At 69.4% G+C, this 12,696-nt stretch carries 10 protein-coding genes; 4 read left to right on the top strand and 6 right to left on the bottom strand.

Annotation, left to right across the window (positions count from 1 at the left end; translation table 11 throughout):
* Nucleotides 1–4: 4 nt before the first annotated feature.
* Together QHF85_RS21710 and QHF85_RS21705 are read left to right on the top strand one after the other, a co-directional pair.
* Nucleotides 5–871 carry a hypothetical protein gene (locus QHF85_RS21710; RefSeq protein ID WP_281329168.1) on the top strand — a complete coding sequence of 289 codons (867 nt, stop codon included), beginning with the start codon at nt 5–7 and terminating at the stop codon, nt 869–871.
* A gap of 11 nt (nt 872–882) precedes the next feature.
* Nucleotides 883–1,248, top strand: a complete 366-nt coding sequence (locus tag QHF85_RS21705) for a YkgJ family cysteine cluster protein (RefSeq protein WP_281329167.1) — start codon at nt 883–885, stop codon at nt 1,246–1,248.
* Here QHF85_RS21705 and QHF85_RS21700 read toward each other — a convergent pair.
* The 3 genes from QHF85_RS21700 to QHF85_RS21690 are packed head-to-tail and all read right to left on the bottom strand — an operon-like array spanning nt 1,240 to nt 4,915.
* Nucleotides 1,240–2,580 carry a serine/threonine-protein kinase gene (locus QHF85_RS21700; RefSeq protein WP_281329166.1) on the bottom strand — a complete coding sequence of 447 codons (1,341 nt, stop codon included), beginning with the start codon at nt 2,578–2,580 and terminating at the stop codon, nt 1,240–1,242. The two genes, QHF85_RS21705 and QHF85_RS21700, sit on opposite strands and share 9 nt — an antisense overlap.
* A gap of 9 nt (nt 2,581–2,589) precedes the next feature.
* Nucleotides 2,590–4,146 (bottom strand): alkaline phosphatase family protein, encoded by a 1,557-nt coding sequence (locus tag QHF85_RS21695; protein WP_281329165.1) that lies wholly within the window; start codon nt 4,144–4,146, stop codon nt 2,590–2,592.
* A gap of 10 nt (nt 4,147–4,156) precedes the next feature.
* Nucleotides 4,157–4,915 carry a ribonuclease H gene (locus tag QHF85_RS21690; RefSeq protein ID WP_281329164.1) on the bottom strand — a complete coding sequence of 253 codons (759 nt, stop codon included), beginning with the start codon at nt 4,913–4,915 and terminating at the stop codon, nt 4,157–4,159.
* Nucleotides 4,916–5,023: 108 nt separating this feature from the next.
* On the opposite strand from QHF85_RS21690, the gene QHF85_RS21685 reads away from it, so the two are divergent.
* Complete coding sequence (locus QHF85_RS21685) at nt 5,024–5,842, top strand: SDR family oxidoreductase (RefSeq protein WP_281329163.1); 819 nt, start codon at nt 5,024–5,026, stop codon at nt 5,840–5,842.
* 1 nt (nt 5,843) lies between these two features.
* The gene (locus QHF85_RS21680; RefSeq protein ID WP_281329162.1) at nt 5,844–8,129 is read left to right on the top strand and encodes a tetratricopeptide repeat protein; all 2,286 of its coding nucleotides are present in this window, start codon (nt 5,844–5,846) and stop codon (nt 8,127–8,129) included.
* A gap of 91 nt (nt 8,130–8,220) precedes the next feature.
* Here QHF85_RS21680 and QHF85_RS21675 read toward each other — a convergent pair whose 3' ends face one another.
* The 3 genes from QHF85_RS21675 to QHF85_RS21665 form a co-directional block, all read right to left on the bottom strand.
* Nucleotides 8,221–9,135, bottom strand: a complete 915-nt coding sequence (locus tag QHF85_RS21675; RefSeq protein WP_281329161.1) for a zinc metalloprotease — start codon at nt 9,133–9,135, stop codon at nt 8,221–8,223.
* 374 nt (nt 9,136–9,509) lie between these two features.
* Nucleotides 9,510–10,682, bottom strand: a complete 1,173-nt coding sequence (locus QHF85_RS21670) for a formimidoylglutamate deiminase (protein ID WP_281329215.1) — start codon at nt 10,680–10,682, stop codon at nt 9,510–9,512.
* On the bottom strand, nt 10,683–12,683 hold the full coding sequence (locus QHF85_RS21665) for a sulfatase-like hydrolase/transferase (RefSeq protein ID WP_281329160.1): 2,001 nt from the start codon (nt 12,681–12,683) through the stop codon (nt 10,683–10,685).
* Nucleotides 12,684–12,696: the final 13 nt, after the last annotated feature.

The following is a 12,696-nucleotide window of genomic DNA, read 5'->3' as shown; positions in this document are numbered from 1 at the left end:
GGCGGTGATGCATCGGCATGTCTTTGGGTTTCTTGGGCTTTCGATTTCTTTCGTCGCGGCGGCGTGCGCGCCGGACCTTGTGGCGCCCGGTGCCGGCGGGACGGGCGGCGCGGGTGGGGTGGGGGGCATGGGCGGCGCGGGAGGCGCCGGCGGCACGGCGGAGTGTACGACGAACGCCGAGTGCCCGGACAGCGAATGCCGGGTGGGCGGCTCGTGCAACAGCCAGGGAATGTGCGTATATGCGACCGTGAACATGCCAGGCACTGCCATCGGCGCGCAGGTGTACGGTGATTGCAAGCAGCGGGAGTGCGACGCGTCGGGCGCCCTCACGCTGGCCGATGCCCCGAGCGACGTCTACGACTGGGGGAACCCGTGCTACATGGATGGATGCAGCGCGTGGGAGAACCCGCAGCCCACCACCGAATCGTGTACGACGAAGTGGGGGAAGACCGGCGGCCTGTGCAGCGCCTTCAAGTGCATCGAGTGCACGGAAGACATCCAGTGCAACGGCATGAAGTGCGCGACGGACATCGGGAAGTGCGTCCCCACGTATTGCTCGAATGGAGCTACGGACACCGCCAACGGCGAGACGGACATGGATTGTGGCGGTCCCTGCGTCCCTTGTGGGGCCGGTAAGGGCTGCACGAAGCGCGCCGATTGCGAAGGGGACGGTGTATGTTTTGGCGGTGTATGCCAGGCGCCGTCCTGCAGCGATACGGTCCGCGACGGCGATGAGACCGGCACCGACTGCGGTGGCGTTTGCGCCAAGGACATGCCAAACCCCAAGACGTGCACGGAGGGCGTCGGCTGCCTCGTCCCCGGAGACTGCCAGGCCGGCCTCTCCTGCAAATCCGGCACGTGCGAACAGTGACTCCTTTCCCCATGCCATCCCGCCCGCTCCCCGCCGTCCCCTCCGATTGCCTGCTCTGCGGCACCTGCTGCTTCTCCGAGCTGCCCGAGTACATCCGCGTCTTCGGCGTCGATTACGACCGCATGGATGACGACGCCCGCGCGCGCACCGAGTTCATCGGCAATCGCTGCTACATGCGCATCGAGGACGGCCATTGCGCCGCGCTCATCCCCGACCCGGAGACGCGCCGCTTCGTCTGCTCCATCTATCCCATGCGCCCGGACGCCTGCCGCTCCCTCGACCGCGGCACCTCCGCCTGCCTCGGCGAGCTCAGCACGAAGCAGGACCGCCCGCCGCTCGCGCTCGAAGCGCTCGTCCGGAAAAACCGCTCAGGGTGAATCCGCCGCGTCCGTCCCCGCGTCCGCCCCCGCGGGCGCGGCGCGCCGCTCGATCCGCATCGTCACGTCCAGCAAAACAGTTTGTCCGGAACCAACCCGGATCTCCCGCTTCTCGTCCGGCGCGTTCGGGTGCTTGAACGTCACGTAATGCCGGCCCGGCACGACCGGGATCGGACGCCCGATCGGCGTCACGTCCACGTAACGCCCGTCGACGAGCACCTCGGCCCACGGCCGCGCGAGTACTTTTACGTACCCCCGCGCAGGCGTGTCCGCCTCGCTCGCCTGCTCGGCCGGCACGTCCTCCTCGCGGACGAACCCCTCCACGACCACCGCGCCCACCACGACGAGCCCGAACAGCACGGCGAGCCGCTGCGCGAGCGGCCCGAGCGGCAAGGGCGGCGGCCCCTTCTTCGGCTGCCTCCGCCCCTTCTCCTCGCCGATCTCCTCGCCCAGAAACGACAGCGCGAGCGCCCGCGTCACGAGCTTCCGCGACGCATCCCGCGTCGCCTCGTCGAGCGCCTCGGCCAGCGCCTCGGCCAGCGCGTCGCCGTCCTCGTACCGATCCTCCGGCCGCTTGGCGAGGCACCGCATCACGATCCGCGAGAGCCCTCGCGGCAGCACGAGCCCGTGCCGCTCGAGCGTCTTCGGCTCCTGGCTGCGCACCCGCCGCGCGAGCTCGTCGCGCCCCTCCGCGCCCTCGTCCCACGGCCGCGCCCCGGCGAGCATCTCGTAGAGCACGACCCCCAGGGAAAACACGTCCGATCGCGGGCTCGCCGGCTCCCCCACGATCTGCTCCGGCGCCGCGTACTCCGGCCCGGAGAGCCGCTCGCTCCCGTCGAACGGCGACGGCGCGGCGGGCGCCGACGCGTCCATCGCCGCACCGAAATCCACGAGCACGCTCCGCCCGTCCGGCGCGAGCACGATGCCCTCGGGCCGCACGTCCCGGTGCACGATCCCGCGCGCGTGCGCGTGCCCGAGCCCCGACGCGACGCCGAGCGCGATCGCCGTCGCCACCTCGTGCGGCAGCTTCTTCGTCCGCGCGAGCACCGCCGCGAGCCGCGGCCCCGGCACGTCTTCGAGCGCCACCCACGTCGCGCCCGACCCCGGCGACACGTCGAGGCACCGCACGACCGACGGGTGCCCCATCTTCGCCAGGATCCGCGCCTCGCGCCCGAGCGCCGAGCCGAGCGGCGACCCCTCCGCGAGCGTCCCCTTCAGCGCCTTGACGATCGCCACGCGCCCGAGCCGCTCGTGCTCGGCCCGGTAGAGCGTGGCGATCGCCCCTTCGGATAGCTTCTCCCGGACCCGGTACGGCCCTATCTGTGCCTGCAACACCAGCCCCTAACGCAGGGAGCGCTCCCCCGTCATCCCGCTCGGCGCCTCGATCCCGAGCACATCGAGCACCACCTTCGCCACGTCCGCGAGGCTCCCGCCCTCCGCGAGTTTTCCGCGTGGGTGCGTCGAGACGAACGGCACCGGGTTCGTCGTGTGACCGCCGCGCGGCTTGCCCTCTGCGTCGAGCATCTCCTCGCAGCCGCCGTGCGTTCCCACCACGAAGAGCGCGCCGCCCTTCTCCTCCGTCGCCGCCGCGATCTGCGCGACCGCCGCGTCCACCGCCTCGACGGCCTCGATCGCGGCCGCGAGGTCGCCGCGGTGCGCCGCGTGATCCGTCGCCGCGAGGCTCACGATCACCACGTCGTGGCTCCCCTCGCGGATCGCGCGCGCCGCGGTCTCCGCGATGTTCGCCGCGTCGACGACGCGGATCTCCTCGCCGGCCTTGCGCGTCCTGCGACCGCCGTCGAACCCTTGCGCCACGTGCCTCGCCCGGTCCGCCTCCGCGATGCGAAGCTGCGTCAAACCGGCCGCCGCGATCGCGTCGCCGAGCGTGCCCTCCGGGGGTTCGTCCGGGAACGCGCTCCACACCTCGAGCGCCGGATCGAGCCCCACGAGCGAGAGCAAACCGAACTCGTCGAACGCGTACACGGGCTTCTTCCGATCCGTCAAAAACGCCTCGACGTCCGGCGGTACGTTGCGACGAACCATCATCGCCGCGAGCTGCTCCATGCGATCCGCGCGGTGCGAAAGGACGAGCCCTGCTTCCTCGCCGAACCACGCCCAGCCCGCGCTCTGCCCCGAGGCGAAGTCGGCCATGAACGAACCGACCATCCCCTCGTACTCGCCGATCCGCGTCGGCTCGACGTTCCCGTCCGTGAGCTTCGCCTGATAGGCGGCCTGCAGCGCCTCGTACGGCGTCTCCTTCGTCTTCGCCTCGCCGCGCACGATCGCCTCGTAGGCCTTCTGCACGCGGTCCCAGCGGCCGCTTCGATCCATCGCGTACGACTGCCCCGCGATCGTCCCGATCACGCCTTTGTCTTCGAGCTCGAAGGCGAGCGGCTCGAGCAGCTTCCACGCGCTCCGCGGCGCCGCGGCCTTCTCCTCGAGGAACGCGTGCACCACGACCTTCACGTTGTGCGCGTCGCACACACGCACCATCGTGCGCAGGTGATCGAGCGTCCCGTGTGCGCCGTCCGCCGAGATCGGCGCGAAGAGGTGCATGCGGCAGTTCCGATCGTTGGCGATCCACATCGCCCGCTCGATGACCTTGTTCGCCCAGAGCTTCTTCGCGGCGATCGCCTCGTCGATCCGCGCGCGGGCAGGGCGCGGCGTCCGGCCCGTCCCGATCGCCTCGTACCCGAGCGCGCCTGCGCCGGTCTTGCCCGCGCCGAGCCCCACGGCCTCGCCGCTCGCCCGGAGGTGCGTCTTTCCGAACTGCTCGCCGAGCCGCGCGAGCGCCTCGGCCTTCGCCAGCCGGACCGCGTTTCCTTCCCGCGCGTCGCGCTCCCCGAGCCCGTCGAGCAAGCACAACACGACGGGCCTCTGCTTCGCCGCCTCCATCATGGCCTGTACTCTACTCGCTCTTCGCGCTCGCTTGCTTGCTCGTGCGCCGCGATCGCACGGCTTCCCGCGCCAGCGCATCCGCACGTTCGTTGCCGCGGACGCCCGAATGTCCAGGGACGTACTCGAGCCGCGCCTTGCTCTTCTTCAACGCGTCCTTCACGGCGGCGACGAGCTCCGTGTTGGCCTTCGCCTTCCAGCCCTTCTGGAGCACGCCGATCGCGTACTGGCTGTCCGTGCGGACGAGCAGGGACTTGCCCGTCCCTTCGACCGCCTCCACGGCACGCAGGATCGCCGTGAGCTCCGCGATGTTGTTGGTACCTTGCCCGAGGTACTCGCTGATCTCGATCCGCCGATCCCCGTCTTCCACGAGCACCCCGAGCCCCGCCGGCCCCGGATTGCCCGTGCAAGCGCCGTCCGCGTACGCGACGACGTGCCCTTCCGCGGGAGGCGGCGCTGCGTCATGGGCGGCCTTCGCGGCGGCCTTGCGCTCCTCGGACGTCGTGGCCTTGGCCCGGCTCGCGCCCGCGGACTTCGTCGCGACCTTGGCCTCGCCCTCTTTTTTCTCGACGGCCTCGGCCTCACCACACGCGTCGTCCGGCAGCACCTCGCCGGGAACCACCTTCAGGTTGTCCTCGCGGGCTCCGTACTTCCGCCCGTCGTTCGGCTTGTACCGGATCTCCACACGACCGGCGTCCGAGACCAGGCGGCCCGCCTCGTCGGCCTTCGCATACACCTTTTGCCCGCGCAGGAGCGCTCGTACCCACGGCACGCGCGCACCTTGGCACAGACCCCCGTCCTGGCGAAAGCAATCGTCGTCGCTTCCGTCACGCCGTCGCCCCCGTGACAGCCGGCGCTGCCCGTTGTACACGCCCCCTTCGTGAGCGAGAACGAAGACGCACGACCCTTCTTTGCGCCTGGCCTCTTCGAGGGGCAGGTGGCCATCATCACCGGCGGTGGCAGCGGCATCGGGCTCTCCGTGGCGCGGGAGCTCGGAAAGCTCGGCGGGAGCATCGCCATCTGCGGGCGCAAGCCCGAGAAGATCGCGGCCGCGCTCGGCACCCTGCGCGAGGCGGGCCTCTCGGAGAGCCGCCTCCTCGGCCTGCCGTGCGACATCCGCGAGCCTGCGCAGATCGAGGCGTTCGTCCGCGCTGCGAAGGATCACTTCGGCCGCGTCGACATCCTCGTGAACAACGCGGGCGGCCAGTTCCCGAGCCCCGCCGAGCAGATCTCGCCGAGGGGCTTCGAGGCCGTCGTCCGCAACAACCTGAACGGCACGTTCTACATGACCCGCGAGGTCGCGAACGTGGCGATGATCCCGCAGAAGCGCGGCCGCATCGTCAACGTCACGGCCATGGTCGTCCGGGGCTTCCCGGGCATGGCGCACACCGGCGCTGCGCGCGCGGGCGTCGAGAACCTCACGCGCACGCTCGCGATCGAGTGGGCCACGCATGGAATCCGGGTCAATGCGGTCGCGCCGGGCACGATCCGTTCGAGCGGCACGGCGCAATATGGCGACGGCCTGCTCGACGTCGCGCGCAAGGCGACGCCCTTGAAGCGCCTCGGCGGCGTGGACGAGGTCGCGCGCGTGGTCGTGTTCCTCGCGAGCGAGCGCAACGATTTCATCACGGGCGCGGTGATCCCGATCGACGGGGGCGCTTCGCTCTGGGGCGACATCTGGCCCATCTCCGACCCCTAGCGTGAGCGCCGGCGATCCCCATACCTCCCCCGAGGGAGGCATTCCCGAGAGCGGGCGGACCGCGTCCGAAGCGCTGCCGCCTGCGCCCGAGCCCACGCCTGCGCCCGCGCCGGCGCCTGCGCCTGCACCTGCGCCTGCGCCTGCGCCCAGGACAAACCATTTCCGCGCTGCCTACGCGTGGTGCCGCGAATACGTCCTCGGCTACGATCCCGGGTTTTTCTGGGTCCTCGCGCCTTTCATCCTGCTCTGCATGGTGCTCTATACACGGGCGCCCACGACGAACTACATCTTCGACGAGCAGGAAGCGCTCCTCGCGAATCCGTACGTCAATGCCACCGGCGGCCTGCGCTACATCGACGCCATCTTCCGCGATTTCTGGGGCTTGCCGCCCGATCGCAGCGTCGGCTCCTACCGCCCGGTCCCCAATTTCCTCTGGCGCGCGCTCTGGGCCGTCTCCAAGCAGCCCTTCTTCCACCATTTCTACAACGTCCTCTTCCATGCCGTGAATGGCGCGCTCCTCTCGCTCGTGACCTTCCAGATCACGCGCAGGCGGGGCACGGCGTATCTCGCCGGCGCGATCTTCGTCTCCGCCGCCATTCTCACCGAGGCCGTGAGCGGCATCGTCGGCATCGCCGACGTCTTCGGCGGCATGGGCGCCCTGCTCGCCGTGCTCGCGCTCGCGCTCCCGGGCTGGCTCATGCCCGCGGGCGTCTTTTTCGCGCTCCTCTTCGGCCTCTTCAGCAAGGAGAGCGCGGTCGTCTGCGTCCCGCTCATCCCCTTCGCCGCGCTCGTCTTCGCGCCGCACTTCCACCCCGAGCGCCCCGCGCGTGTTCTCCGCACCCTGGCCGCGCTCGTCGCCTCCGTCTTCGCGTTCGTCCTGTACGTCGAGCTGCGCAGACGCTGGTTCCCCTCGCCGACGCCCGCCGAGCTGCTCGAACCCTTGCCCGAAGGCGCCTCGGCCCTCTCGCGGGCCGCGCGTGTTTTCCTTTTATGGTTCCACCAGGCACCGCTCCCGCGCGATCCGCTGAACAACCCCCTCGCCGAGGTCGATCTCCCGCACCGCATCGCCGGCGCGCTCCGCGTCTACTGGCGTGGCCTCGTGCAGGTCGTTTTCCCGCGCACGCTGAGCGGTGATTATTCGTTCCCGCAGGAGCCCGCGCCGGAACGACTCGTCTTTGCCGAGAGCGTGCTCGGCGCCGTGGCCCTGATCGGCCCGCCCCTCGCGGGCATTGTGGGATGGATCGTCGGCGTCGTCCGGGAACGCGCGGCGCGCAAGGAGATCGTTCGGCTCGGGCTCGCGGGAAAACCTGCGCCGGGCCGCCCTCGGCTCGCCGTCGTCGCGGCCCTCCTGTTCGCGCTTGCGCCCGCCCTCGTCGCCGTCGAGGTCTTCGTCCTCCGTCCGCGCGGCATATCGATCACGCTACGCGGGTTCTCCTGGGCCATCCTGGCCGTGCCCGTCTTCGCGATTTCGCTCGGCCTCTTCGCCGATTGCACGCGCGGCGTGGTCCCGCCCGACGCGCCCGAGGCGCCGCGCCCGCTTGGCCGCGCGGGGCTCGCGCTCGTCTCCGTGGGCCTCGTCTGGCTCGTCGTGAGTTATTTCCCGCACTCGAACATCCCGGTTGTCCTGCCGACCGTGCGGGCCGAGCGATTCTGGTATTTCCCGGTCATCGGCACCTCGCTCGTACTCGCGGTCGCCTTCGCGGCGGCGCACGAGCGCCTTTCGAAGCGCCCGCGGCTCCGCTTCGTGGTCCCGGCCGTGTTCATGGCATTCTTCGGGTTCCAGTGCGTCAAGGCCTACGCGCACGCCATGGATTACCGCTCGGACCTCACGTTCTGGGAGGCGACGAAGGACGCGGTGCCGATGTCGGCGAAGGCGCACCTCAATTTTTCGGTCATGAAGGGCGCGCGCAGCGACATGGAGACGCGCCTCGCGGAGAGCCGGAAGGCGCTCGAGCTCGCGCCGGACTGGGCGATGGCGCACGTGTACACCGGTGACACGCTTTGCCGCATGCACCGCGCGGACGAGGCCTGGCCCCATTACGAGATTGGCTTCGCCAAGGGCCCGAACGAGATCGGCCTCCTCGCGCTCGGGCTCCAGTGCCTTTACGACGAGAAGAAGTTGAAGGAGCACGAGGACGCCCTGCGCACGCTCGCGGAGGAGAATCCCGGGACGTGGCTCGCGTACCTCGCGGTCGACACCCTCGACAATGGCGAGAAGCACGGCGGCGTCGATCCGAAGCACCGCCCGCGCTCCTACAACGAGGGTCCGAAAGACAACAACGAATAGCCGCCGGAGCTTCGGCGGTTTCGAAAAGAGAAACCCCGCCTCGGTCGTCCCGAGGCGGGGTTTTTCATTTCAGCGGACGCTCAGGCAGCGATCACTTGCCCTTGCGGTACGTGTCCCACATGGTCTTCATGCGCTGGCTCTGGCCCTCGGTGAAGTGGTCCATGCAGGCGTCGTCGGTGTAGTCCATGAAGTTCTTGATGGGATCGGCGCCCGCCGTCGAGCAGGTGTCGCGGCCCGTCGGGCAGCCATACGCGGCCGACTTCTCGGCCGGCGTGTCGGAGACGTAATCGTTGGTCTTCTGGCAGCCGCCCTGGAACGTGTGATAGAGGCCCATCCAGTGGCCGACCTCGTGCGTGGCCGTGTCGCCGAGGTTGTACGGCGCCGCGCTGCCGCCGGGGACCGACGTGTAGAGGAGGACGACGCCGTCATCCTTCGGGTTGCCCGCGTAGCTCGAGGGGAACGTCGCCCAGCCGAGGAGGCCGCCGCCCGGGTTCGAGCTGTAGATGTTGAGGTCGTCCGCCGTGCCCTGGCGGAGCGCCGTCTTCATGTTCTTCTCGGCTGTCGTGCCCGGGCCGGCCGTGTAGTACGTGCTGTTCGTCGTGCGGTCGACGCTCACGAGGTTGAACGTCACGCCCCAGGGCGAGTACGCGTCATTGAGGACCTTGAGCGAGTCGTCGATCTGGCTCTGCGGGATATCGCCGTTCGCGAGGCCCGTGCCCTTGTTGATGACGTGCCAGTAGACGTTGATCGTCGCGCCGACCGAGATGTTGAGGTTGTCCTTCCACGGGGCGAGCTGCTCGAACTCGGCCTCGAGCTTGGCCGCCTCCTCCAGCGTCAGCTCCTTCGTGCCGCAGGTGCGCACGACGGGCACGCCGGCGGCTTCCGTCTCGCCACCGACATCCACGCCCTCGCCGATCTCGGTCGAGTCGGCGCTGCAGCCCGCGCCGACCAGCGCGAAGGCGGAGAAGAGACCCCCGAGAACGACCGTGTACTGAAGATTGCGCATGCGGGCACTCCTTTGGCTGTCAGAAAAAAAAGGACAGACGCAATGTACAGGGCGCGCCCCGTTTTATTCAAGTGAAATCGATTCGAAATCGACGCCACGCCGGGACGCGTAATGATGTGCGGAATATCAATAGCAATTTGATTGCAGAAACAGGATGCGGCGCGCCCGCGCGATGGAGCCTACGTCCGCCTGGGGCGTGACGTGTAAATATCCGAAGCAGTGGATAATTTCGACGCGTTTCGAGAATGGTCGCCCCGCCGCCGTGCGTCACGCCACAGGCTAGGCGATGCAGATGCGATTGAATTGCATTAGATTGGGAGTCATCGGACTGGCTCCCATCGGCTTGTGGTCATTCCTATGACCACGGCATTCAATCAATGGTGGCGGAATATTCCAGTGTTGGCGCTGTACACGACGGCGTCGAGCCGGTGTTCACGACGCACGAGCAGGAGCTCCGGCGCCTCGAGGTCGACCTCGACCTCGCCCCCCGCATCCGAAAACCCACACGCCCGCGCCCCGAGCTCGGAGCCGATCCGATAAAGCGCCTCGGCCGGCGTCCGCCCTTCCGCATCCTCCGTGCCGCGCAAGGCGATGCGCTTGCCCGTGCGGAGCCGCTCGCCGAGATCCACGCAGCGCAGATCCTCGAGCGGCGCCGTCATGACGTGGCTGTCGATCCCCGTGCAAAGCAGGGCGCCCGCGCCCACGAGCGCCGTCACGTCCGGCAGCCCGTCGCCGAGATCCCGCTCCGTCGTCGGGCACAAGCAAACGAACGCGCCCGCCTCACCAAGGAGCCGCGCCTCGTGCGGCGCGAGGTGCGTCGCGTGCACCGCCACGAAGCGCGGCGAGAGGACCCCGCGCTCGGCGAGCAACTCGACGGGTCGTTTCCCCGTCTCCGCGAGGCACGAGGCGATCTCCGCGGGCTGCTCGGCGACGTGCGCATGCACCATCATCCCGCGCGCCTCGGCGAACGCCGCGATCGGCCCGAGCCAATCGGGCGGGACCGCGCGTACGCTGTGCGGCGCGACGCCGATCCGTACGTCGGGATCGTGGGCCCACCGCGCGGCGAGTGTCTCGACGTCGGCGAGCGAGCGATCGAGGTCCGCATCGGAGAACCTGCGCTGCGCCCCCTCGGGGGGCTTTCCAGCGCCCGCGCGCGTGTAGATCACGCGGAGGAGCGCGATGCGGAGCCCCTCGGCCTTGGCCGCGCGGATCACCTGATCGGCGAGCACGACCCGATCGTCGTACGGCGCGCCGCCCGGCTGGTGATGCACGTAGTGGAACTCGCCCACCGTGCGCACGCCGGCGCGGTAAAGCTCGCGGTACGCGACGCGCGCGATCGCGTGGATGCTCTCCGGCGTGAGCGTGTCCGCGAGCGCGTACATCGAGGTCCGCCAGGACCAAAAATCGTCCGTACCCGTGGGGCCGGGCCGCTGCGCGTCGCCCCGCATCGCGCGCTGGAAGGCGTGGGAATGCGCGGTCGCAAGGGCGGGCAGGAAAAACCTCTCGTTCATGAGCGCCTCGTCGCGAGCGTCACGCGCGGCCGCGATTCACTTGCCCCAGTTGACCTTGGGGCGACCGGGCGGGGTGACGTTCGGCATCACATGGTAGAGCGAGCGCGCGAAGAGCGGCAGCGATCCACACGCGGCCTCGCCGAGGTTCTTCTGCTCGTCGGGATCGGTGCGCAGATCGAAGCAGTGGTACTCGCCGTCCCACTCGCGCGCCTGCACCTTGAGCGGCCCCTGCATCGCGCCCCAGTTGCGGAACGCGCACTCCCACACGCCCGTGCAGTTCGTGAGCGGCACGGGTTCGAGCGTCCGCTCGGGCCGCGTGAGCGGGTGGCCGATCATGCGGCGCCGGAAAGGCACGAGCGCAGGATCGTCCCATAGGCCGAAGAGATCGAGGAACGTCGGCGCGAGGTCGAGGTGATAGACGTACGCGTGCTCGGCCGCGCGGATGTTCGCCTCTTCCTCCGGCGTGAGCGTGCCCTCGGGCGCGTCGATCCACGTCGGCACGCGGATCTCCTCCTCGTAGAGCGAGCTCGTGTGCCCCATCTGCCAGTGCTCGCGGAACGACTCGCCGTGATCCGAGGTGTACACGACGACCGTGCGCGCGCCCTTGTCGCTCTCGCGCACGTGCCGGAGCAGCTTGCCCACGGCCATGTCCGACAAGTACACGACGTTCTTGTAGTAGTTCAGGAACTGATCGTTGAGCTCGGGCGCGTTCTTGAAGGCCGACGGCTGAAACGGGGCGTGCTTCTCGTCGTAGACGTAGGGGTAGTGCACGTTCGAGTAGTGCACGACGGCGAAGAACGGCTCTTCGAGCTCGCCGAACTCCTCGATCACGCGCTCGGTGAGGAGCGCGTCGTGCGCGCCCGCGTCGAGGTCGGCCATCGTGTCGAGGTGCGTCGCGACCGCGAAATGGCTCGCGGGGATGTCCTGCACGTAGAGCCGCGCATTGCCGAAGATGAGGTTCTGGCTCGTCCAGTACGCGGTGTCCCAGCCCGCCGCGGCCGCGTACTCCCAGAGGAGCGGCACCGAATGCAAGACGGCGCGCGACTCGGTCGGGCGCACGCCGGACCAGATGTTCGAGATGGAGATCGCCGTCGTCGAGTCGTGCGCGTGCATCTCGTGGAGCGGCATGCGGTTCGGCATGGCCTCGTTCGAGAAGGGCGTGGCGCAGTCGCCGGCCGGATCGTAGGCGACGCACGTCACGTCGGCGCGCTGGCTCTCTTGCAGCACGAGCAGCACGTTGCGCGGCCGCTTCGGGCGCGCGGAGAGCTTCGGCACGGGCTCGGGGCGCCTGCGCTCGACGCGTAGATCGGGCGACTCGTTCGTGATGTCGAGGTTCTCCTTCACGACCGCGGTGACGCCGTGGAAGTAGAGCAGATCCGGCGGCGACGACATGACGACGCGGTAACTGACGGGCGTCTTCACCGCGAGGACGAGCACAGCCGGGACGAGGAGCGGCGCGACGAGGCGAGGGATCCTACGAGGTCGTACGAACCGCCGCACGAAGACGAGCATCCCGATCGAGGCCGCGATCGCGAGCACGACCTCGAAGAGAAGGGCAGGGCGGCCGAGCGGGAGGTAGCCGTAGAGCGAGTGCGCGACCGACTTCGAATGGATCTGCCCGTCGAGCGTGAGGTACGTGTTCCACTGCCTGTGGAAGGCGCCCTCGATGCCGAGCGCGACCGAGAAGAGCAGGACGAAGAGCCCGCCCACGGCGCCGCGGAAGATCCCGCGGGCGCGCGCGGCCACGTAGAGCAGGACGGCCCAGAAGACGATGCTCTCGCAGAGCCCCCCGAGGTAGCCGAGCCGATGCAGCCGATCGAGGCGCAGGAGGTGGTCGTGTCGGCGCAGGAGATCGGTGCCGAGTACCCAGAGCGTCGGCGTGACGAGCGCCAGAAACCCGATCCACCTGCGCCGCCGCCGAAGCCGCTTGCGCCGCTGCCCCGCGGGGCCGAGCTGATGCTTCGTCTTGCGCTTGCCGGGGGGTTTCGTCGCCGCGCTCGCGGCGGGCCCAGGGCTGCCTTCGGTTACTTCCGTCACGTCTTTGATTCGT

The sequence above is a fragment of the Polyangium sp. 6x1 genome, assembly GCF_029946515.1.
Classification (GTDB): domain Bacteria; phylum Myxococcota_A; class Polyangia; order Polyangiales; family Polyangiaceae; genus Polyangium.
This window is presented reverse-complemented; position numbering and strand designations above follow the sequence as displayed.

What these genes read in the sequence shown, in the direction of transcription:
- QHF85_RS21675 (WP_281329161.1), bottom strand. Translation starts at nt 9,135, where the DNA reads ATGCGCAATCTTCAGTACACGGTCGTTCTCGGGGGTCTCTTCTCCGCC.
- QHF85_RS21705 (WP_281329167.1), top strand. Translation starts at nt 883, where the DNA reads ATGCCATCCCGCCCGCTCCCCGCCGTCCCCTCCGATTGCCTGCTCTGC.
- QHF85_RS21695 (WP_281329165.1), bottom strand. Translation starts at nt 4,146, where the DNA reads ATGATGGAGGCGGCGAAGCAGAGGCCCGTCGTGTTGTGCTTGCTCGAC.